At 69.4% G+C, this 19,958-nt stretch carries 22 protein-coding genes and 4 pseudogenes; 14 read left to right on the top strand and 12 right to left on the bottom strand.

Annotation, left to right across the window (positions count from 1 at the left end):
- The first annotated feature begins 154 nt into the window (after positions 1–154).
- A complete protein-coding gene (locus ACN6LM_RS09960) occupies positions 155–1,063 on the top strand; it encodes a universal stress protein (RefSeq protein WP_445064944.1) in 909 nt (302 codons plus the stop codon).
- Between the two features lie 167 nt (positions 1,064–1,230).
- On the opposite strand, the pseudogene ACN6LM_RS09955 reads toward ACN6LM_RS09960, so the two are convergent.
- Together ACN6LM_RS09955 and ACN6LM_RS09950 are read right to left on the bottom strand one after the other, a co-directional pair.
- Positions 1,231–1,424: pseudogene (locus ACN6LM_RS09955) on the bottom strand (transposase family protein); the annotation flags it as partial.
- Positions 1,425–1,620: 196 nt separating this feature from the next.
- A pseudogene (locus ACN6LM_RS09950) lies at positions 1,621–1,812 on the bottom strand (transposase family protein); the annotation flags it as partial.
- A gap of 208 nt (positions 1,813–2,020) precedes the next feature.
- Here ACN6LM_RS09950 and ACN6LM_RS09945 point away from each other — a divergent pair.
- Complete coding sequence (locus ACN6LM_RS09945) at positions 2,021–3,169, top strand: hypothetical protein (RefSeq protein WP_445064943.1); 1,149 nt, start codon at positions 2,021–2,023, stop codon at positions 3,167–3,169.
- Between the two features lie 86 nt (positions 3,170–3,255).
- On the opposite strand, the gene ACN6LM_RS09940 is transcribed toward ACN6LM_RS09945, so the two are convergent.
- Positions 3,256–3,462, bottom strand: coding sequence for a hypothetical protein (locus tag ACN6LM_RS09940; protein ID WP_445064982.1), 207 nt, complete (start codon positions 3,460–3,462; stop codon positions 3,256–3,258).
- 66 nt (positions 3,463–3,528) lie between these two features.
- Positions 3,529–3,722, bottom strand: a pseudogene (locus ACN6LM_RS09935) (dTDP-4-dehydrorhamnose reductase); the annotation flags it as partial.
- Between the two features lie 48 nt (positions 3,723–3,770).
- Between ACN6LM_RS09935 and ACN6LM_RS09930 the strand changes: the two are divergent.
- The gene (locus ACN6LM_RS09930) at positions 3,771–4,205 is read left to right on the top strand and encodes a hypothetical protein (protein ID WP_445064942.1); all 435 of its coding nucleotides are present in this window, start codon (positions 3,771–3,773) and stop codon (positions 4,203–4,205) included.
- 4 nt (positions 4,206–4,209) lie between these two features.
- Here the strand turns inward: ACN6LM_RS09930 and ACN6LM_RS09925 are convergent, their stop codons facing one another.
- Positions 4,210–4,383: a hypothetical protein gene (locus tag ACN6LM_RS09925; protein ID WP_445064941.1), complete on the bottom strand. Its 174-nt coding sequence runs from the start codon at positions 4,381–4,383 to the stop codon at positions 4,210–4,212.
- A 1,035-nt stretch (positions 4,384–5,418) separates the two neighbouring features.
- Between ACN6LM_RS09925 and ACN6LM_RS09920 the strand changes: the two genes are divergently transcribed.
- The 7 genes from ACN6LM_RS09920 to ACN6LM_RS09890 all read left to right on the top strand — a co-directional run bounded on the left by ACN6LM_RS09920 (position 5,419) and on the right by ACN6LM_RS09890 (position 8,835).
- Complete coding sequence (locus ACN6LM_RS09920; RefSeq protein ID WP_445064940.1) at positions 5,419–5,976, top strand: hypothetical protein; 558 nt, start codon at positions 5,419–5,421, stop codon at positions 5,974–5,976.
- A gap of 141 nt (positions 5,977–6,117) precedes the next feature.
- Entirely contained in the window at positions 6,118–6,276 is a 159-nt protein-coding gene (locus ACN6LM_RS09915; RefSeq protein WP_445064939.1) for a hypothetical protein, read from the top strand.
- A 304-nt stretch (positions 6,277–6,580) separates the two neighbouring features.
- Positions 6,581–6,781, top strand: a complete 201-nt coding sequence (locus ACN6LM_RS09910) for a hypothetical protein (protein WP_445064938.1) — start codon at positions 6,581–6,583, stop codon at positions 6,779–6,781.
- Between the two features lie 97 nt (positions 6,782–6,878).
- The gene (locus ACN6LM_RS09905; RefSeq protein WP_445064937.1) at positions 6,879–7,001 is read left to right on the top strand and encodes a hypothetical protein; all 123 of its coding nucleotides are present in this window, start codon (positions 6,879–6,881) and stop codon (positions 6,999–7,001) included.
- Between the two features lie 458 nt (positions 7,002–7,459).
- Positions 7,460–8,185, top strand: a complete 726-nt coding sequence (locus ACN6LM_RS09900) for a hypothetical protein (protein WP_445064936.1) — start codon at positions 7,460–7,462, stop codon at positions 8,183–8,185.
- A 247-nt stretch (positions 8,186–8,432) separates the two neighbouring features.
- Entirely contained in the window at positions 8,433–8,690 is a 258-nt protein-coding gene (locus ACN6LM_RS09895) for a Fic family protein (RefSeq protein WP_445064935.1), read from the top strand.
- The gene (locus tag ACN6LM_RS09890) at positions 8,620–8,835 is read left to right on the top strand and encodes a hypothetical protein (RefSeq protein ID WP_445064981.1); all 216 of its coding nucleotides are present in this window, start codon (positions 8,620–8,622) and stop codon (positions 8,833–8,835) included. Before ACN6LM_RS09895 ends, ACN6LM_RS09890 begins: the two co-directional genes overlap by 71 nt.
- Before the next feature lie 656 nt (positions 8,836–9,491).
- Here ACN6LM_RS09890 and ACN6LM_RS09885 read toward each other — a convergent pair.
- The 3 genes from ACN6LM_RS09885 to ACN6LM_RS09875 form a co-directional block, all read right to left on the bottom strand.
- Positions 9,492–9,824: a WhiB family transcriptional regulator gene (locus ACN6LM_RS09885; RefSeq protein ID WP_445064934.1), complete on the bottom strand. Its 333-nt coding sequence runs from the start codon at positions 9,822–9,824 to the stop codon at positions 9,492–9,494.
- 365 nt (positions 9,825–10,189) lie between these two features.
- A complete protein-coding gene (locus ACN6LM_RS09880; protein ID WP_445064933.1) occupies positions 10,190–10,606 on the bottom strand; it encodes a peptidoglycan-binding domain-containing protein in 417 nt (138 codons plus the stop codon).
- A gap of 128 nt (positions 10,607–10,734) precedes the next feature.
- Positions 10,735–11,730, bottom strand: a complete 996-nt coding sequence (locus tag ACN6LM_RS09875; RefSeq protein WP_445064932.1) for an AraC family transcriptional regulator — start codon at positions 11,728–11,730, stop codon at positions 10,735–10,737.
- A 502-nt stretch (positions 11,731–12,232) separates the two neighbouring features.
- On the opposite strand from ACN6LM_RS09875, the gene ACN6LM_RS09870 reads away from it, so the two are divergent.
- Positions 12,233–12,580 carry an SRPBCC family protein gene (locus tag ACN6LM_RS09870; RefSeq protein ID WP_445064931.1) on the top strand — a complete coding sequence of 116 codons (348 nt, stop codon included), beginning with the start codon at positions 12,233–12,235 and terminating at the stop codon, positions 12,578–12,580.
- 166 nt (positions 12,581–12,746) lie between these two features.
- A pseudogene (locus ACN6LM_RS09865) lies at positions 12,747–13,211 on the top strand (hypothetical protein); the annotation flags it as partial.
- Between the two features lie 129 nt (positions 13,212–13,340).
- On the opposite strand, the gene ACN6LM_RS09860 reads toward ACN6LM_RS09865, so the two are convergent.
- From ACN6LM_RS09860 to ACN6LM_RS09845, 4 genes are all read right to left on the bottom strand, one after another.
- Complete coding sequence (locus ACN6LM_RS09860; protein WP_445064930.1) at positions 13,341–14,087, bottom strand: M20/M25/M40 family metallo-hydrolase; 747 nt, start codon at positions 14,085–14,087, stop codon at positions 13,341–13,343.
- Positions 14,088–14,510: 423 nt separating this feature from the next.
- Positions 14,511–15,470: a 5'-nucleotidase gene (locus ACN6LM_RS09855; protein ID WP_445064929.1), complete on the bottom strand. Its 960-nt coding sequence runs from the start codon at positions 15,468–15,470 to the stop codon at positions 14,511–14,513.
- A 569-nt stretch (positions 15,471–16,039) separates the two neighbouring features.
- Positions 16,040–16,774 carry an ABC transporter permease gene (locus ACN6LM_RS09850; RefSeq protein WP_445064928.1) on the bottom strand — a complete coding sequence of 245 codons (735 nt, stop codon included), beginning with the start codon at positions 16,772–16,774 and terminating at the stop codon, positions 16,040–16,042.
- Positions 16,775–16,776: 2 nt separating this feature from the next.
- On the bottom strand, positions 16,777–17,715 hold the full coding sequence (locus ACN6LM_RS09845) for an ABC transporter ATP-binding protein (protein ID WP_445064927.1): 939 nt from the start codon (positions 17,713–17,715) through the stop codon (positions 16,777–16,779).
- A gap of 107 nt (positions 17,716–17,822) precedes the next feature.
- On the opposite strand from ACN6LM_RS09845, the gene ACN6LM_RS09840 reads away from it, so the two are divergent.
- Entirely contained in the window at positions 17,823–19,034 is a 1,212-nt protein-coding gene (locus tag ACN6LM_RS09840) for a sensor histidine kinase (RefSeq protein WP_445064926.1), read from the top strand.
- An 18-nt stretch (positions 19,035–19,052) separates the two neighbouring features.
- Positions 19,053–19,715 (top strand): response regulator transcription factor, encoded by a 663-nt coding sequence (locus ACN6LM_RS09835; RefSeq protein ID WP_445064925.1) that lies wholly within the window; start codon positions 19,053–19,055, stop codon positions 19,713–19,715.
- Positions 19,716–19,958 lie beyond the last annotated feature (243 nt).

Here is a 19,958-nt window from a genome sequence, read left to right as displayed (position 1 = left end):
AAGGTACTGCCCTGGCAGCGGGGCGGCGCCTTCGTACGGGAGCCACGCACAGGGCCGAATGGCCCCGAAAGGGACCCTCACCGGCTCATGCACGGCAGGCGCCCGCCCGGAATGGTGGGCTACCCGGCCTCATGAACGTTCTCGGAGGTGCGTCGTGGATCGACCAGTCACCGTCGGACTGAACGGAACGCGGGCAAGCGACGCGGCTGCCGACTGGGGCGCCCAGGAGGCAGCCCTGAGACAACGCCCGCTGCGTCTGGTGAGCGCCTGGGAGTGGCAGCCCTACTCCCACACCCCTCTCACCGGAACCGAAACACCCGAACAGTGGTCGCGACGTCTGCCCCGGGAATCCGCAGCACGGCTGGCACAGAAGTATCCGCAATTGGTGATCGAGGCCGACCAACTCACCGGACCACCGCCCGAGATGCTCTGCCGAGCCGCCGCAGATGCCGAACTCCTCGCTCTCGGCAGCGCCGGGCTCGGGGCGCTCAAGGGCTTCTTCCTGGGCTCGGTCGCCATGTCTGCGGTCGCCCACGCCCACCAGCCCGTCGTTCTCGTCCGGCCGGACTCCACAGCCCCCGGCCTCGCTGCGCAAAGCCCAGCACGAGAAGCCCTCGGCTCGAAGGGGCAGGCCGCTGCTTCCGTCGTCGCCGGTATCGACCTCGGGCCCACCACGGACGGCGTGCTGCGCTTCGCCTTCGAGGCGGCAGCCGTTCGCTCGGCTGGTGTGGAAGTCCAGCACTGCTGGAACCCGCCGGTCGGGTACGTGCAAGGCATCGGCGGAGACCTGCGGTGGCGCACCGACATCGCCGCAGAAGGAACGGAAATGGTGCAGTCCCAACTCGCACCCTGGAAAGAGAAGTACCCCCAGATATCCGTGGAAGTGCGTTGCGAGATCGGATCGCCAGCGCGTCACCTCATCGATGCCGCCACCCATGCCTCACTGATCGCCGTCGGCCGGCGAGCCAGCCGCTACTGGCCCCACGAACCGCGCATCGGACACGTCACCCACGCCGTACTGCACCACTCCCCCGCCCCGGTCGCCGTAATTCCCCAGGACTGACCACCTCCCGCCCCGCCAGGACTTGGAGCAGTCCGTGCGAGCGAAACTGCTCGCCTCGCGGAACTCGTCAGATCCTCGGGGCTCCGTAAGTACCATCCGATTCCTGGTGCACGGCCCGTATCCGGGCGGCCGGCTTCGCGTCGGCCACCTGGCGGGCGGCCCGGGGTCCCGTGCTGTCGCACGGCGGTGAGGTCGTTGAGTGGAGCCGGGCAGCACGGGCGAGGCCCAGAGCAACCGTCCGAACGGGTCGGTGAGGACCCGGACGTTCATGCCGTGGCGCTTGCGCTTCCCGGAGTATGTCGGCGGCGATCCGGTCGATCGGCAGCAGGGTGCCGTCGAGGATGACGAACGCCTTCGCCCGGATCGCCTTGATCGGCTCGCTTTGATCGCCTAAGGGCTGTCCCGCAATTCCTGGTGGATCAGCGCGCGGCGTCGGATGCGGTGCATCGCAAGGCGGAGAGGCGCCCGCATACTGGATGTATTCGGGTGTTTCGGCAACACGGCGAGGTGCCGTAGCTGTCGTCGTGCGCCCGCCGGGCATTGCGGGACAGCCCTTAGGCCAGGGACGGGGCGAGGGTGGCCAGGATGTCGACGGCCTCGTGTATGTGGCGGAAGGCGATCGCGATCCCGATGCCGAAACGGGCCGCGAGCTGTGCGTAGGTGTCACCGCACCGCAGGTGGGCCAGGGCCAGCAGAGCCTGTCGCGCTGCGGGAAGCCGCCGCCACCGCGTGCCGATCTCCCTCCGCTGGACAGATCGATCGACGACGGGTAGACAAGCACACGAAGTTCCTGGCGGACACGGGTGATCTTGGTCGAGAACCCATCTCCAGGAGCTTCGTCGTTACGCAGGGCCGTCCAACTCGTGGTCAACGCCGCCAGCTTGGAGAAGGCTCCCTACGTTGTTCTGCGGGATGTGGTGAGCCCTTCGTATGGTTGACCCGCCCGGGGGTGCCGGGTTGTGCCACAAATTCCAGATCTGGATCCGCTTCGCCGACTGGCTCGGCGCGCGCGGTATCACCGAGCTCGCCCAGGTCACCACCGGCGACCTAAAGGCGTACGCCGAGCACCTGCGCCCGCTCGGCCGCCAGTGGCGCACCGACGCCAAGGCCCTGTGGGTGATCTCCCGGCTGTGGGGCCACGCCCCCTACCTCCCTGAGAGCGACCGGCTGGTCATGCCGCGGTGGGAGGACCCGGCCGCGGTCATGTCCGACTTCCTCGGCACCAACGACGACGCCCCGGGCGGCGAGAACAGCGTCGCGATCGTGCACCCGGCCGTCATGGCCCCGCTGCTGGTGTGGGCGCCGCGCACGGTCCTGGACCTGTCTCCAGACATCCTGGCCGCCGCCCGCGAGCAGCGCCGGCTGGTTGCCGCCATCCCCGACCGCCCCCCGCGCGGCGGCACCGAGACCGCGGTGGCCCACCTACGCGGCCTGCTCGCCGCCGGGCAGCAGCTGCCCTCCAGCGGTGCGCCCGGAGTGCGCCCAGGGGTGATGATGACCGAAGACCTGAGAAGTGCGGTGGACAGAAAGCCGGATGAGCCGGTCGACTGGGAGGCCGAGCGCCGCTGGAACGACCGGCCCTGGGTGCAGGTGGGGCTCATCGTGCTCGTCGCTGCCGGGGTGGCCATCGCCCTGAACGTCGCACTGAGCGTCACACTCGGGCATCCGAACAACGGGGGAATTGGTGGCGGCCTCGGTGCGGTGATCGCCTCATGGTGGAACGGCAGGCGTGTGCGTCGACAGATTGCCGAAGAGACCGGACTGAGCCCGTGGCAGGTGCCGATCGTCGGTCGGTGGCTGCGCCAGGGGCACATTCCCCGCGATCCGCAGGCCCGAAAGGCCATGGCCGCGCTCGTGCGGAAGCAGCAGCGTGCACTGACGAAGGGCAGGTGCTGGGTGCTGCCAGCCATGATGGCCGCCTTCGCCGCTGGCGGCGTCGTGTCCTTGGTGCTCGGGGAATTCACGCTCGGGATCGTGCTGTTGGTGGCCTCCGCGCTGCTGATACCCGCACTCCTCACTCAGCGACGCAACATCGAACGACTCCCCCAGATCGAACAGGAACTCGCAGCGCCGACAGGAGCGGCGGCCCCGCCCGACGGCTCCTGAACACGGCGTGCGGACCCGGCAAGCGGGCCTGGTGGACGGACCTGGACGCGGGAGGTCGTGCTCCGAGCCAGGGCCTTACCTTTGGGTCACCGGGCAGACCAGAGGAAGATTCCCGCGATGTGGAGCCCGGCCAGGTAGACCGTCGCGGTCTTCTCGTAGCGGGTCGCGAGCCCTCGCCACTGTTTCAAGCGGTTGATGCAGCGTTCCCCGCCGCATAACGGTGCACGCTTCGCCCAGCTCCCGTTCAGTGCCTCGTGGTTGTAGAGCCGGATGGTCGCATTGCGCCTGATCATGAAAGCTGAGTGCGCCCCTATCGAGGGTCGGGGGCCTGCCTGGGATGTGATGTGGGGTTCGGTGCAGTACTGTCGGGCGCCGCGCAGGGTGGTGCGCAGCTTCGCCTGGGTGGCTCGGCTGTCGAGGCGTACGTCGAGAGCGCCCGGCAGGCTGCTTTGTGCCCGCGCAGGCCCGCGCGCAGTCGGGAGGCGTCCAGGCCGTCGCGCCGGGTGATGAGGGTGCCCAGCTCGTGACGGCTTACCGCGTGGGCGCCGGCTAGGACTTGTCCGGCCGATCGTGGTTGTGGGCTGTCAGGCATGATGCCCGGATGAGCCTCATCGTGAAGTTCTTCGTGGCGCCGGACGACACGTCAGCGGGTCTGGCCCTCCGGGCCGGGCCGGGCCGGGCATTCGAGTCGCTCTCGTTCGGCAACTTCGATCCCGAAGAGGCGGTGGTCGAGTGGGAATGCCTTTTGGTGGACGGCAGCTTCGAGGAACTCGTCGAAGCCGGCGAGCCGCGCATCGTTGTCGATCAGGACGATGACGGGTGCGTCGTGTTCGCGATCTCGCCCCGCTTGTCCGCTGCACTCGCGGACGCAGGGCCCTCCAGGCTGCACGGCGTCGCTGCCTCGTGGGCTCGGCTGCGTGCGGAGGACAGCGAGGTCATCGATGCGGAGATCGCGGAAGCGATCGTGGGTGGATTGGCTGCCCTCGTCAGCAGCGCCCAGCGCCAAAACCAGGGCGTCTACTGCTGGGTCGCGTAGGACTTCATGTTCGAAGCAAGATCGCGACAGACGCTGCGGTGGCCGTGCCGAGGAAGACGTAGCCGCGCTTGTCGTAGCGCGTGGCGACCGCCCGGGACTGCTTCAGGCGGTTGATCGCCCGCTCGACGGTGTTGCGCTTCTGGTAGCGGTCCTCGCCGAAGCCAGGTGGCCGCAGCAATGCGGTCGTCGCCTGCCCCCACCATCCGCAACGCCGTCCCCGTCGATGTAGTCGAGCACGATATGGTCGTTGCCTTCGTCGCTGTGAACCCCGGCCTGATGCTCGTGGGTCCCGGTAGCTCTCTTACCGACGGACACGAAGTCGTCTCCGGCACCGGCCAGAACGAATGCCTCGCTCAGGTCACCCTTCATGACAATGGTGTCTTCGCCGGCGAGCCCCTCGACGGTCCTCACACCGTCCACGCTGTAGCAGTGCATACGGTCGGCCCTTCGGACCCCCAGATCACCCCATGGTCGTCGGGCGCAACACGCACCCCGCTGACAACGCAGGGCGGGGCGGCAGCAGACGGAGCGGCGGGTGCGGCGAAGGGCATCGCCAGACCGGTAAGGAGGACGCCGGCGGCGAGAGCGGCCAGACGTGTGTGAATACGCATGAATCCCCTGAGTCGAGATCAGTAGATCACTGAACAAACGAGCACCGAGCAGGGAGAAACGCACCTATAGCCCACATGGACCAGCCCAGACAGCGCGGGCCGCAGACCTGCCGGCCTCGACCGCGACCACCACCGGCGCCGCTCGCCTGGCCGTCTCACTTCGGGCAATGCTCTCACCTGACTGGCGGGAACCTCTCGCTCTCGCCGCACCCGCCGCTCCGACAACGCCCTCCGCGGCAGAATGCACTCGCGACGGGCAGCCCGCCCCGGTCGATCACGGGACGCCCCAGGGCGCCAACGGCAACGACACCACGCAAACAGCCGGGCCCGTGCTTGGTCCGTTTCCGCCGAGGACTCCGCATATCCTGCGGCGTCGTTCGCTCCGACGCGGGCCCGTACGAGGGGGGTTGGCATGTCGGCACCTTGTGCGGGCCGGCGGCCACCGCCGCGTCTTCGCCGCCCTCGGCACCATCGACCTTGCCCCCGCCGCCCCAGCCGACGAGGGCGAGAGTGATCTTCCACGGTAGCCCTGGGCGGGTGTGCCCCGGGCCGCTACCGGTGAACACTGATGCCTTCGGCTGCCGGCGGGGCAGGGGGGTGGCATGACGAAACAGCAAAAACAGCAGCCGGACCGGACCTGTGTGCTTCCCGGTGATCCGTCCTGGATCGAAGCCGCCGCCTACCTCGCGGAGGTCTTCGCCCTGCTGGGCCGGGGCTCCGAGATCACCGAGGCCGAGTACGACGCCGTCCGCTACGGCCTGCCCTCGCTCACGTACCGGATCGCCGGGCACGCCGTCCGCCGGCTCAAAGCGGATGTCCCCGGCCCGCAGGCCACTCGGGCCACAGTCTGTCTGGACATCGTGCCGGAATTCGAACTGGACGCCTTGTGGCACGTCCAGAGCGTTCTGCGCCGGGCGCGGGACGGCGAAGACACCGAAGTACTGGACCTGCTCGACCCCTTCCTGGACAGCTTCCCCCAGCGCCCGTCCATCGCGACGCTCACCGCCGACCTGGAAACGGTCCTCGCCGTACTCACCCTCGACATCCCAGCCGGCCGGGACATGGCCACCGCCCTCGCCCTGGGCGCACCCGACTTCGACTACGACACCGCATACACGCACCTGGTCACCGCATGGACCGCCGCCGGCATCACCCCCTGAACACCACCCACAAGCCGTTGGCTTGTGGGTGGTGTTCAAAGGGGCGCCTGCCAGACAACACGGCGTATGCCAGGCCGGACATCGACGGGGCTGGTTCACGAGAACGACAGCACCAGGACTCGCAGCGCGCCATGCCGCAGTGTGACCACTGCATCGGACAACCTGGACCTGCCTGCTCGCCGTCGCCGCTACGCGCAGCTGATCGCCGCCCTGACCACGCTGAGCGGAGCCTGCGCCGAGGCAGCCGGTGCGGTGTACCAGCCCATCGCCGCCGCACCGGGCAGGACGATGTCGAGGTGACGCTCTGGCCGTGTGTGCAGGTCGGCCTCACCGCTGCCGACCTGCTGGGCCGGGCCCGCGCCGAGGACGACGCCCGGCGGCCCGAGGCAGTGGCGCGGGAGCGGGCGCAGGCCCAGCAGACGGACGTATGCGGCGCGGTGCGCCGGGACGCGGGCCCCAGAGCTCGTCGAACAGGAAGACCCGACAGGCACGAACGGTGTGCCGTTGCCGACCGTGGCGCAGGCCGCCGCCTTGAACCTGGTGAGCGCCGGCGCCGAGGTCGCCGCCCTCTCCGCAACCCGATCCCCAGGAAGCGACCGCTCTGGTGCACGAACTGACGAGCGGTGGCGAACTCGCCGTGGACGAGATCCTGGACGAAGCTGCCGACACCGCGGTACTGGCCTGTCTGCTCGCGCTAGAGGAGGCGCGCACCGCCCCTGACCCGAGCACGGCGGCCGGACTCCGCCTGGGCGCGATCCCTCGCATCATCCTCGCGGTCGCCCTGGCCTCCGCCGACTTGGACTGATCGAAAGTCGCCCTCCCCCGGCGCCCCGGTGCGTGCAGACTCGGGGGAGGCGGGACCGGTCGTGGTGGCCGCACTCATCAGTACGTCAGGCGATGGCTTGGTCCAGCAGGGCCCAGATCCGATCCAGCTGCCCGTGCTCGATCGCTGCGCCCGGGTCCTGCGCGAGCAGCCGCGCCGCCCCGTGACCAGCGAGGCCACCGCCACCAACCGGATCTGCTGATCCGCAGTGAGCCACGGCGCGTCCTGGACCACGTACGGCACAGCGACCAGCTCACTGCGCGTCTCCTCGTCAACGCCGCCCGAGCCGTCGCTCACCACGCCGTAGGCGTCCATGCGGTCGCACTCCTCCGGGGCCGGCGAGGCCGTCGCTGTCTCATATTGTTTCGCCGGGCAGTTTTGGCCCCACTCCGCCGATTTGTTTGGCCCCACTTTCGAGCCGTATGGGGGGCGGAGTGGGAGGGCTGTGGGACGAACGGGTTGTTCTGGCCCCACCCTCGATCGGGTGACGTTTCGCGGGTGTCCTGGGGCGGAGTGGTACAGGTGCGGCCCCTGTGTCGGCGTACGCGCGGCTGTGCTCAGGTGGGTACACGTGAACGTGCCCGGGTGGCCGTGGGCAGCCGGCGGCTGGGCTAGCAAATTGGGGTGACAAATCCCCGCCCGGTAGGCATGATCGGGCGGTTGTTCCGTCTCGTCCGCCTCTGGAGGCACGCCACGACCATTCACCGTGAACACGCTCGGGACCTGCCGTGGCCCGCCGCAGACCCCCACCGGAACGCCTTCGACTGGGATGACGGCGAGGCGGCACGGCTGACGGCCCTGATCGTCCCCATGGTGCCCTCCGAGGCCGACCACGCGGCAGACCCGGACCGGATGGCGGGCTGGCGCTTCACCGACCGGGTCACCGCGTTGCTGGTGTCCCGGTACGGCCGGTGGGCCTGCGGCTGGGATCATTCGAACCACTTCGGTGGTCCCGTCGAAACCTGGTGCTGCGTCTCGGACTCGGTCGGAGAGGCGGAGGAGACGGCTGCACGCGTGGTGACCTGCCTGCTGGAGTGGCGTGCCTGGCTGCAGGACATCGCCGAGCGCTTCGAACAGCTCGCACCGAATCCCGACGCGGACGCCGAGGACCGCAGCTGGCACCTGGAACGCGCCGTCACCCGCCTGGTCACCGCGGTCGTCAACAGCACCCATGCCGAAGGGGGGTGGTACGGGCTCTGCGAGACGACGCTGACCTGGTTCCTCATCTCCACCGGCCTGGGACCGGACGAAGCCCGGAAGGCGGTGGGCGCTGCCATCGGCGGCCGGTTCAAGAGCTACGTCGCCCCCGCTACGACCCTGGTCGACACGGTCGGCGAGGACCTGGCGATCAGCCTGACCGGTCGAGGGTTCTACCGTGAGCGCTGACGCATTGGCCACCTGGTGCCCCGTCAGGCAGCAGATCGACTGGTCCTCGGCCGCCGAGGTGGACCCGACCCCGGTGCGCCCGGCCGTGGACGGACCCGCCGCTTGGTTCGACGGCCCGGTCCGCCTCCGCACCTCTGACCGAGCCGACCGTTTACTCGCAGCGATGACCGATTCCCGGGCTTCTGCCTCTCGGGGAGAGCCGCTCACGCCGCCTCTCCTGGCCGGCTGACAGAAACTGGTCCTCGGTGTGGACGAGGTGCACCTGCGCCGGAGCGACGCCTACGCCAAGGGCGGCCGGGAACGCTACGGGCTCACGCCCCACACCTGGCGGAACTTCGCCGCTTACCTGCACCAGAGCGCCGATCCGTCGCTGCCCCTGCCGGCCCGCGCCGCCAGGGCGTACCTCGACATTGCCAACCTCCATCCCTATCCGGATGGCAACGCCCGCCTGGCCACTGCTGGCCCTCGCCCACGTCCTGGACCGGGAGGGCGTACGCCTGGATGAAGTAGGACCACTGCAGACCACCCGCTACGCGGACGACCAGGACGGCGCCCTCGACCTGGCAGCTCTGATCACCGTACTGATCCGCGCCACTCACGGCCGCGCCACCACACGGTGCCAGAGGGATCCTGCCGAAGCTGACAGGTGAGCACGTTCAGCAGTACGCGGTTGAGTACTTATCCGAGTACACCGACACCCGTGGTCCGTGGCGGCCAGCGTGTGCCCCACGGAGTCCGCCCGGCTGCTGCTTCCCGACAGGAATGCGGGTCCTGCTCCAGGTTGTGAGGCTCGGAGCGGTGACGGAGTATCTGGGCCAGCAGCAGTTTCCGAGGACGACGCCGTGTCCTTGAGGCTGTGAACCCGTGAGGCGAGGCTCGCGCCAATGCTCCCGCACTGTCCTCAGAGCTGCGACCGCCACCGCTCCGCGCCCGGGGCGACGTGCTGCTACCGAGCTTGGCAGAGGCGGCACCACGGCCGCCCGGTGCGCGCGGCCGGCGAAGAGCGCCCCATATCTCGGCGGACCGTGGTGCCTACTGAAGCTGCCCGCAGGCGTTGTGACGGCTTTCGGGACGCTTCAGCGAGTGCTGACGCCAGACGGGTTGAGCCCGGGCGCAGCGATCGTGATTCTCGCGTGTCGGCGATCACTGGGAACTGATGCGCGCTGGGTGATTCGGTACGTCACTCCAACGGATGGTGATCGCCGCTTGCGGTCAACAGCGGCTGCCGCCGCAGAGTCTGTCGGTGCAGGGAACCCATGGGGGTTGAGTCGATTGCACGTGACGAAGCACCGTGGGCCCGACGGCATCAAACTGCGACTTTCCATGAAATTGGTGCTTCCTCGCGGGCCCGGTCGAGTTGGTTGTGTTCGGAGCGGGCGGTGGCGAGCAGGGTCCGCCAGGAGGTGACCAGGGGGCGCCGCCGCAGCAGGCCGCGGCGTTCGCGTTCGGTCATGCCGCCCCAGACGCCGTGTTCGATCCGGTGGTCCAGGGCGTAGGCCAGGCACTCGGTGCGTACGGGGCAGCCGGTACACACAATCTTGGCCCGGTTCTGGGCGGCGCCGTCCACGAAGAGCAGGTCCGGCTCGGCGGTGCGGCAGACGGCGTCCTTGCGCCAGGCTTCCTCATCGTCGCCGTTCACCCCACTCGCCACCCTCTCCCCGTCCCGGCCCGCCGCTTCGTGCAGGTGGGCGCGTGCGTGAAAGGTATGGCATACGCCGATGGCAAAGGAGAGTGCCGACGTGAGGCCACTCCTTCGAGTGAACCGGCCTTGACAATAGGGCGCTTACCTGTCCATACCCAGCCCGCGGACGCTGCTCTTTAATGTCGGCCGCGGCGCCGTTCGCCCGGCTTCCCCGCCTGGGGCGACGATCGCGGTGCGGGGCGCTGACCGGCCCTGCGCGTTCCGGGGTGGAGGAAGCCCCACCCCGGAACGCGCAGGGTCGCACGGCCCGAAGCCCTCCGGAGGCTACGGGTCGTGCGGCCCGGTATGCGGTGTGGCCGTCGTCAGAAGACCGAGGGGACGTAGCTGTAGCAGTAGTTCTTGCCGCCGTAGTACTGGTCGCCCTCCACCAGCAGATAGCCCCCGGTCCTGGGGCCCACGATGCCGTCCACCGTGAGGTTGAAGAGGGAGGGGGCGGTGCGCTGGTACCACTGCACCCAGCTGCGGGTGTTGGGACCCCAGAGGCCGTCCTCGGACAGCGGGCGGCCGTAGCCCTGGTCGGAGGCGATGTCGTTGAGGAGGTGCTGGACGCACCACACACCGTGCGTGTTGTTGGCGTAGCCGTCGCCGATGTAGCCGGCGGAGGGTGATGCCTGGGCTTGGGTGACCGTGCCGACGGTCAGGAGCGCGAGCCCGGCGGTCACGCCCGCCATCTTCGCGAGGACACCGCTGCGTCGGCCCTTGCCGGTCTTCGTAGCCATGGAGACTGTTGTCCCTTCGTTGTTCGACCCCGACGGCGGCGTGGGCCGCCGTCGGAATCCAGACTCGCCCGGGCGGTCCCCGCGAACTATCCGCTTCAGGAACGGGATTCGGCCGCGTTTGCGGATAGTCAGGACTGCCCCTTCGCCGTATCCGACGGCAGCCGCCCGTACACCCGCCGGTACGCCGCGCTGAAGCGGCCGAGGTGGGTGAAGCCCCAGCGGCAGGCGACCTCGGTGACCGATCCGGTGGCGCGCCCCGCGGCGAGAGCCGTCAGGTCCAGGTGGACGCGGTCGAGCCGGACCCTGCGCAGGTACGCCAGGGGTGTGGTGTCCAGGTGCGTACGGAAGCCCTCCCGCAGCGTCCGGACGCCGACCCGCGCGGCCTGCGCGATGTCGGAGACCGAGACGGGCTCGTGGGCGTGGTCCGCGCAGTACTCCGTCGCCCGGCGCAGGGCGCTCGGCAGCATCGTGGTGCCGAGGCCGGGCACCTCGTCGTTCCAGGAATGGGCCTGTACATCGAGCAGGGTGTCGACCAGGAGGCGCTCGAAATGCCGTGCGCCCAGGCCGGGGCGGAGCGCCAGCGGGGAGAGCAGGAACTGCCGGAACGCGCCGACGAGCGCCAGCCAGGAGCACACGGCCGGGTCCGCCCGGTCCAGATGCGGCCGGCAAAAGCGCAGCGGCTCCCGCGGTACGTCGCCGAGGCGCACCGCGGCCACCTCATCGACGACGGCGCGGGACATGGCGAGCGACCCGTTGACCGCCCTGTGGTCCCAGTCCATGGAGACCGCGTCCCCCGGTCCGGCCACGCACAACGGGGACGGCAGGGCGGTGCCGTTGACAACCAGCACTCCCCCGCCGGCCTGCGGCAGGACGACGTTGTAGAACTCGGGCAGCTCCTGCACCAGCAGCCGCACCGGGGCGCCGTAGACCAGGTCGTACAGCCCCACAGCCCCCTCGTGGAAGGCACGGAACCTGCTCGGCGTCCGCTGCGCCCCCAGCACGGTCAGCCGGTGCGGGGAGAGCCGCCCTCCGACGACCTGGCGCATCTCCTCGATGTCCCGTCCCTCGTAGATCGGCACCGGCTCCGCTCTACCGTTCCCCTGCTCCAGCGCGTCGACCGTCATCGCCAGCCCCCGTTGCCGTCCGCTCCCAGACGCCCCGCCCATGCGGAGACGCACAACTGTGCGGTTACGGTGTGCGGTGCGGCAAGGAGATCGGGGCGGCCGCCCGGCGTGTCGCGGGCGGTCCCGAATGCCGGACTTGAGCTGGAGCGCACTCCGCCTCGTACCGTCGCTGCCATGAACCGCGCCGATCAGCAGCCGCTCGGCTCGCCGTTCTCCGCAGCCGCTACCGCCGACCCGTTAACCCCCGGAGCTCGACCTCCCCGGCCGGCACACCGTCGTGACCGGTTGCGTATGCCGGACACCGGCCGGCAGGGTCGCTCCGGACGGGCCGAACGACGCCGTAGGCAACTGCTGCCAGGTACAACCCGACGTGGCCACGAAGACGATCGCGGCCGGCATCGGAGACGCTTGAGGTGAACGAACCCCGTGCCCAGCGCCTTCGGCCTTGCGCATGCATGGTGGACAGGTGAGAAGAACGGTAAGAGCCACGGGCTCGGCAAGCGTGGAATCGGTCTGGCGGCGGTACATCCACACGGATGCCTGGACTACGTGGGCCCCGCAGATCCGGGCCGTGGAGGCGGAGGCGGAACTGCGCGTGGGCCTGCGCGGCCGGGTGGTGCCCGTGGTGGGGCCCAGCATCGCCTTCGTCGTGGAGGCCGTGGACCATCAGGCCCGTACCTGGCAGTGGCGCGTGCAAGCGGGCCCGGTGCGGATGCGTCTGTGGCACGCCGTCCGACCCCGCCCACCGTTCGGGACGGAAACCGAGCTGCGCATCGACGGCCCCACTCCGCTCGTGATCGCATACGCGCCACTGGCTCGCCGCGCCCTGCGCCGTCTGGTCGACGGCTGAACCTCCGGACACGGCGCACCAGGGCCAGCGCAGTGACCGCTGTCTTCAGCGAGCGCCATGATGCTCCACGGCGGTGGCAGGTGCCGTTCCCACGGCGGACGAGAAAACACGTTGGCCGGCTGCCGTCGAACTGCGACGATGCGTCTGTTTCCCAGGCGGAGGACATTTGTTCGTTTTCGTGTGTGCGGGATGCGGCGCCGAGTTGACCACCCCGCTGTCCCAGGTCTCCCTGCCAGTCCACGCCCGTCAGAAGTACGGGAACGGGGCCCAGCTTCCTGTGCTCATGGAGTCCGGGACGTTTGCCGTGGACCCAGACCCCTGGGGAGGGCCGTGGCGGATGTGGGACGAGATCGATCCGGGCGAGGCGGAGGCACGCGGCATCTACGCGCCGGTACACGCCCTGTCCGACAGCACGCTCGGAGCGAGTCTCATCGCGCCCGGCGATATCCGCGGAACCCGGCTGATCCCCGAGAAGCGCGGCGGTGCCTGCTGCGGCCTCGACGGAGCCGACGGACCCAACATGGCCTGCGAGGCATGCGACCTGCCAGTGGCGACCAGGGTGGACGACTGCTCGCTCTGGCAGACGGTGCGGCCCAGCTCGGACGCCGTCCACCGCGTCCCCGTTGACGGTATGGGTCAGCTCCGGAATGCTTCAGTGGTGCTGCCTCCGCGTCACCGCGATCGAAGAGGTGTTCCCAGAGACGGAGTTGAGCAGTTGCTGGGAGTGGATCTGGGAGGAAGATGGGACGCGCTTGGGACGTCAGCCTCCGAGAAGGTCGAGAACAGCTTTCTGGTAGACGGCGTACGCCGCGGGGAGTTCGGCGAGGTGAGCGCGTTCGTCGATGCCGTGCAGGCCCTCGTACGGCACCCCGAAACCGGCGGTGGCCGCGATGCCCTCCCCGGCGAGCAGGTTGCCGATGTTCGACGGGCCCGCCGTCTTCGCCCGCACCATCAGCCCGGCCGCCGTGGCGGCTTCGAGGAGGGCGGCGGCGGGCTGTTCGTCCTCGGTGAGACGGAACGGCGGCCAGGCAGCGACCGGGGTGACCTCAGTGGGTGCCGGTGCGGGCAGCTCCGCGTCGAGCTCCGCGACGGCCTTGCGCACGAGTGTCTCGGCATCATGTGCGTCGAAGCCGGGGGTGGTGCGGACGTCCACGTTGATATCGACCCGGTCGGGGGTGACGGAGAAGCCCTGGCCGCCGTGGAAGGCAGTGACCGACAGCTTCGGCGCCAGCGGAAACCCCGAGCCGTCGTCCACGCCGGGCAGTTCGGCGGTGTCCAGAAGCCGTACGAGGTGGGCGGCGCACGTGATCGCGCCGATGACGGTCTTGCTGGAGCCGGAGTGCCCGGAGGGGGCGTGCACGGCGATGACGGCCCGCCACAGGCCGCGGCCACCGACCACGACCTCGTCCATGCCGGGGTAGCCGATCATCACCCCGGCCGGGCGGGGCGCTGCCCGGTCGGTGAGGTAGGCGCGGGCGCCGCCGAAGCCGCCGGTGTGCTCATCCACGTCCAGGAGCACCGCGAGCCCGCCGACCGGCTCAGCGGCGCGACCTTGACCACCACGGTGGTCCCGGAGGTCTCCAGCACGCTGGTGGCCGCGCCGTCCTGGTGGGCGAACAGCACCTCCGGGCGCTCGCGCTACACCTGGCACAGACCGGACCGATTCCGTTTGCCCGTACGGCGCCGGCCTGACTCCCACGCGCTCATCAGGCTCGTGTCCGTCGCCCCGCCCATGATCGCGCGCAAGGCGTCGGCGGCCTCCTCCAGCGTCATATTCGTGTGGACCGGAGCCGTTTTGGAGCCGCCCTCGTTGTCCTGTGGCTTCGGGCCTTTTGATACGTGCCCGGTTGCGGCCGGTCCGCGAGCGCGCCTGCAGGGGACAGCGGGGGGGGTAGACCGGGCCCCGCGCAGGCTGACCTGGGGAGGGGGGTCAGGACTCCGTCAGGTCCTCTGAAGCGCTCTGCTCGTTGATCTTTCCGAAGGGGACGTGGACGCTGGGGGTGGTCCGCGAGGTGCTGGCCAGGTGGCTTGCCTGGTCGTCAAAGAAGATGTGCGGCCTGAGAACCTTCATGATCTCGCCCTTGTCGATGCCTCCGAGGAAGAAGGCGTCGTTGACGGTCACCCCCCAGCTCTTCAGGCTCATCACTGCCCGCTCGTGCGCGGGGGCGTTGCGCGCGGTGACGAGGGATACGTGGAGGCGGATGCGGTAGTTGGCGTTCTTCTGCCGCTCCTCTTCCTCCCGCTGCTGGATACGGTTGATGCTGGCAAGGAACTCCTTCAGGGGTCCCGCGTCATGCGGCACCGCGGCGTTGAGTACCTCATGGGCGCGGAACCCCTCGATGCCTCCCGTCTGGTACACCTGCTCCGAGTCGTCGGTGGCCAGGACACCGTCGAAGTCGAACGAGATGCGCAGGTCGTGGTCGCTGGTGTCGTCGTCGTAGGGCTCGCCCAGCACGTGTCCTGCCGGCAGTCCCTGGGAGACGGCTTCGTGCACGTCGACGGCGTTGGCTGACAGGAACAGGGACATGTTGAGGGCGGGCATGAACTTGTAGGGCGAGCGGCCCTGCATGAAGACGGCCCGGCTTATCGGCAGAGAATGTGCCTGTATCGACCGCATGACACGAAGCCCGGTGTCGGGGTCGTTCCGCGACAGAACGATGACCTCTACCAGCGGGTCGTTTTCCTCGCGCAGGTCGTTGAGCGAGAGCAGTCGGCGGATGAACGGGAACGCGACACCGGGGCGCAGCGTGTGGTCGAGGTGCTCCGCCTGGTAGGCGCGGTAGCTCTCCTCGCCCTGTTCGCGGAAGACGGCGTCCGACTCTGAGAGGTCGAACAGCGCGCTGGAGGCGATACCGATGACAAGCCGGTTCGTCAGTTCGTAAGCGGCCATGAAAACCCCTCTGATCAGCCCGTTCTCTGTGGGCTTAGATCATCGCATCAGCCGTATCGCCGAGATCGTCCCCCGTGCCCGGGGTGTGGAGGCAGCGAAACGCCGATGCGCGCGGGACGTCGCCCAGGCACTCGGCCGTCACTCCTCCAGGGGCGCCGTGAACGCCGTCCGCAGCGCCCTCGAGAGCCTCGTGGCCGCCTTCCGTGCCGCCCGTGGCCTCTACCATGCCACTGCCACCAGCTGATCCAGCACAGGCAATCGCCGTTGACACCACAGCGCCGGTCCTGGCGGATGGCGGCAACTCGCGCTGTGGTCCGTGCCCTCACACTGGTCTGCTGAAACCCAGCTACGCACCGTGGCGGGACCGATCCAACGAGGGCTGCGGCGTCGTGTGCACGTTCGCCGGCTGCTCAGAGCCGCACCTCGCCCAGGCCGCCGCAGCCTCTCGTCGCCACCGGTGTCAACAGCCGGCATGCGTTCCAGCCCAGACGGCGAAGTCAGACCTGGCCCCCCGTGTGCTTGTTCATGGCGCCGCCCCAGGCACGGGGCGAGCGCCGGTTGCCGCGTTGTCAGGCATCACGTCGGTGCATTGCCCACCATCCGGCCACGAGCGCGGCTGCCGCCCACAGCGCAGTCACGGCGAGACCTGTCCAAGGGCCAAGGCCTCCTGCCGGGTCCTGGTGGAGGACTTGTTGTCCGGCACGGTCGGGAAGACAGGAGGCGGCGCCCTCGGCGATGCCTCCGACCACGAAGGACACGATCAGGATGAAGGGGATCAGCAGGCTGAGCACTGCCGTGGCGCTGCGCAGGAGGAAAGTGAGTCCTGTAGCGAACAAGGCCATCAGAGCGAGGTAGATCCCCCCGCCGATGCAGGCCCGCAGGGCGCCCGGCTCACCGAGGCCGATCGCGTAGTTTCCTAGGAACGCCTGGCCCGCGAAGAAGGTGGCGAACGCTGTGGCGATTCCTACGGCGAGGGCGGCGGTGGCCACGACTGCCGTCTTGGCCGCGTAGAAGAGACCCCGGCGTGGCAATGCCGACAGGGAGATCTGTAGGGCACCGCTCGTGTACTCGGAGGAGACGGCGGTGGCCCCGAAGGCGATCGCGGCGATCTGCGCGAAGTTGATCGCGTAGAAGGCTCCGAAGACGGGATCCTCGCCGCCTTCCGCCTCCGCGCGGCCTACGGTGGCGAACACGAGCAGGGTGGTGGCCAGCGTGGCGGCGAAGACCGCTAGGAGTGATCCGAAGCTCGCCCGGACCGACCTGATTTTGATCCACTCGGAGTGGAGTACCGCGGGGACGGACATGGTCAGGCCTCCTGCGGGGTCGGAAACGCGGGGGCCTCGGCGGCGAATTCCGCGTCGGCGGCCGTGAGAGCGAGGTATGCCTGCTCCAGGGAGGCACGTTCGTCGGTGAGTTCGAGGACGGGGATGCTCTCGCGGGCTGCGACGGCTCCGATCTGTTCGGCTGTGGCGCCGTCGACGATCCATCGGCCGTCATCGTCTTCCGCGACTGTGTGTCCCTGAGCCAGCAGTGCGGTCCGCAGTCGGCTGGGGGCACTGGTGCGTACGCGTACGCGTGGGTGGCTGTGCCGTTCGATGAAGTCCTGTGTCGGGATGTCGGCGAGGAGGCGTCCCTTGCCGAGGATGATGAGATGGTCGGCGAAGGATGCGGTCTCGTTCATCAGGTGGCTGGAGACCAGGACTGTGCGGCCTTCGCTGGCGAGCCTGCGCAGCAAGTGGCGGATCCAGATGATCCCTTCCGGGTCGAGGCCGTTGGTGGGCTCGTCCAGCATGAGCACGGGTGGATCCCCGAGGAGTGCGGCGGCGATGCCGAGCCGCTGGCGCATGCCGAGTGAGAAGGTTCTGATACGGCGGTGTGCGACAGCGGTGAGACCGGTGTTCCGAAGGACGTCGTCCACGCGGCGTGCCGGGAGGCGGTTGCTGACGGCGAGGAAGCGCAGATGGTCCCGTGCGGTTCGGGAACCGTGGGCGGCCTGCGCGTCCAGCAGGGAGCCGACGGTGCGCAGGGGTTCGCGCAGCGTCGCATAGGGGTGGCCGCCGACCATGGCGGTGCCGGAGGTGGGGCGGTCCAGGCCGAGGACGAGGCGCATGGTGGTGGACTTGCCGGCACCGTTGGGCCCGAGGAACCCGGTGACCCGGCCCGGTTCGATGCTGCACGTCAGACGGTCCACAGCCCGGGTACCGCGGTACTCCTTGGTGAGTTCTTTTACGTCGATGCTGGTCATGGCCTCAGCGTGGTCGGGCAAGCGCGGGCAGGCATCCCCCGCCCGGGGGGCACGTCTCCCCCGCACGGGGGAGACGGCGATCCCTGCTGCTCTGTCACGATGTCGGTATGCCTGGCCTCCTGCTGCCGCTGACACGTGCGGTGACCTACACCCGCTGGCTGCACATGATGGTGGGTGCGATCGTGCCGTTCGCCTGCGCCACGGTCTATCCGGGGCTGAGCAACCCGTCACCGCACCACTTGTTGCTGGTCGCGGTCCTTCCCATCCCCCTGGCTCTGGCCGCCGGCATGGTGCCCTCGGTCCGTCATGCGGAGGGGCTGCAGGCACGGCTGATGTTGTTTCCCGGGCCGCACGCCCGCGTGAGGCATGACGAGGACCCTGGCGTCTCCACCGTTTTCTCCGCCTCGTGGACCGACCGGGCGAGAACCGGTGCCTGGCTGATCCTGCGTCTGGAAACAGGGCTTGCCCTCGCACTGGTGACCAACACCTTGCTGACACTCGCGCTGTCGCTTGCCGGGGCGGCCGCCGGGGAGCCGGGCCTCGCCGACCCGCTGCTGAACGTTTCGGGCGCGGGCTGGGTGTATGCCTTGCTGGCACCGCTACCCGTGCTGGTGCTGGTCATGGTGGCCGCGGGGGCGGGAGCGCTCATGGCCCAGGCCGCGCGCCGGCTGCTCGGGCCGTCGGTCACGGAGCGGCTGGCCGAGTTGGAGAAGCGCACCGAGCGGCTGCTGGAACGCAACGAAATTGCACGGGAGTTGCACGACACTCTCGGCCACGCGCTGACGTTGGCGGTAGTGCAGGCGGGTGCCGCCCGGGCGGCAGGTGACCCGGAATTCACCGACCGGGCGCTGGAGGCCATCGAGGAGACGGGACGGGCCGCGCTGGAGGATTTGGACCGTGTCCTGCTCGTACTGCGCGATACAGGCCAGCCGGCCGGCGCACGTCCGGCTCTCGACGAGGCGGCCCGTCTGCTGGATTCCGCGCGGTCCTCGGGTGCGCAGGTCGATGCTGAAGTGACCGGACCGTTGGAGCACCTTCCGGGACCGGTCTCCCGCGAGGCCTACCGGATGCTTCAGGAAGCGCTCACCAACGTGCTGCGGCACGCGGGCCCTGTCCGCATCGGCGTGCGCATCACCGTGGAGGCAACGCGGCTGCGGCTTGAGGTGGGCAATCCGGTGCCCGATCCGGCAACGGTTGCCAGTACGGGTGGTGGCAGGGGGCTGCGTGGGATCCGTGAGCGTGCCGCGCTGCTCGGGGGCGTGGCCCGGGCGGGACAGCACGGCGGCCACTGGCTGCTGCACGTCGATCTGCCGCTGTAGTTGATCTAGGCTGTCCGGATGCCGCTCACCGTTCTCCTAGTCGACGACGAGCCGCTCGTACGGGCCGGACTGCGCGCCGTGCTGGGGGCTCAGCCGGACATCGAAGTGGTTGGCGAGGCCGCCGATGGGGCCGCCGTGATCCCCTTGGTACGGCAACTGCGCCCCAACGTCATCGTCATGGACGTACGTATGCCGCTGATGGACGGCATCGAGGCCACGCGGACGGTGCTGCGCACCGTAGCGAACCCGCCGAAGATCGTGGTGGTGACGACCTTCGAGAACGACGAGTACGTGTACGGGGCGCTGCGCGCGGGAGCCGACGGCTTCCTACTCAAGCGGGCACGACCGGCGGAGATCGTGCACGCCGTACGGCTGGTGGCCGAGGGCGACTCCCTGCTGTTCCCGGCGGCGGTGCGGCAGATGGCTTCCTCCTACGGCCGGGACCACGGCACTACCGCCGCGCGGGCCGCCATGGAACGTGCCGCACTGACCGAGCGCGAAGGGGAGGTGCTGCGTCTCATGGCGCGAGGTCTGTCGAACGCAGAGATCGCCGCGCGCCTGGTCGTGGGGACCGAAACCGTCAAGTCGCACGTCAGCTCCGTACTGGCGAAAGTTGGCGCACGGGACCGCACCCAGGCGGTCATCGCGGCATACGAGTCCGGCTTCGTCTTTCCGGGCTGAGGATCGGGCAGGGTCGCTGACTGTATCGTCCGTTGTCCTGCTCCTCGGGGCGGACGCCAATCGATCTACTGACGAGGCCGGCCCCGCCTGTCAGTTCGGGATGCCGTGGTCTTCCTCGTCCAGTCCCTGGGCGTCATGATCGCGAAGTGGGTGCGGTTCAAGTCGCTGTGGCGGGCGATGCCTGCGGCCCGGGTGGGGTTGCGGATGGGGCGGAAGGCTACGTGCTCCCGTCTCCTCCCAGGA

The sequence above is a fragment of the Streptomyces sp. SAS_281 genome (assembly GCF_052542855.1).
This window is presented reverse-complemented; position numbering and strand designations above follow the sequence as displayed.

Coding starts and splice junctions, on each gene's coding strand:
- ACN6LM_RS09940 (WP_445064982.1), bottom strand. CDS start 3,462: ATGATCAGGCGCAATGCGACCATCCGGCTCTACAACCACGAGGCACTG.
- ACN6LM_RS09930 (WP_445064942.1), top strand. CDS start 3,771: ATGAGCCTCATCGTGAAGTTCTTCGTGGCGCCGGACGACACGTCAGCG.
- ACN6LM_RS09920 (WP_445064940.1), top strand. CDS start 5,419: ATGACGAAACAGCAAAAACAGCAGCCGGACCGGACCTGTGTGCTTCCC.
- ACN6LM_RS09890 (WP_445064981.1), top strand. CDS start 8,620: ATGGCAACGCCCGCCTGGCCACTGCTGGCCCTCGCCCACGTCCTGGAC.
- ACN6LM_RS09880 (WP_445064933.1), bottom strand. CDS start 10,606: ATGGCTACGAAGACCGGCAAGGGCCGACGCAGCGGTGTCCTCGCGAAG.
- ACN6LM_RS09875 (WP_445064932.1), bottom strand. CDS start 11,730: ATGACGGTCGACGCGCTGGAGCAGGGGAACGGTAGAGCGGAGCCGGTG.
- ACN6LM_RS09855 (WP_445064929.1), bottom strand. CDS start 15,470: ATGGCCGCTTACGAACTGACGAACCGGCTTGTCATCGGTATCGCCTCC.
- ACN6LM_RS09850 (WP_445064928.1), bottom strand. CDS start 16,774: ATGTCCGTCCCCGCGGTACTCCACTCCGAGTGGATCAAAATCAGGTCG.
- ACN6LM_RS09845 (WP_445064927.1), bottom strand. CDS start 17,715: ATGACCAGCATCGACGTAAAAGAACTCACCAAGGAGTACCGCGGTACC.
- ACN6LM_RS09840 (WP_445064926.1), top strand. CDS start 17,823: ATGCCTGGCCTCCTGCTGCCGCTGACACGTGCGGTGACCTACACCCGC.
- ACN6LM_RS09835 (WP_445064925.1), top strand. CDS start 19,053: ATGCCGCTCACCGTTCTCCTAGTCGACGACGAGCCGCTCGTACGGGCC.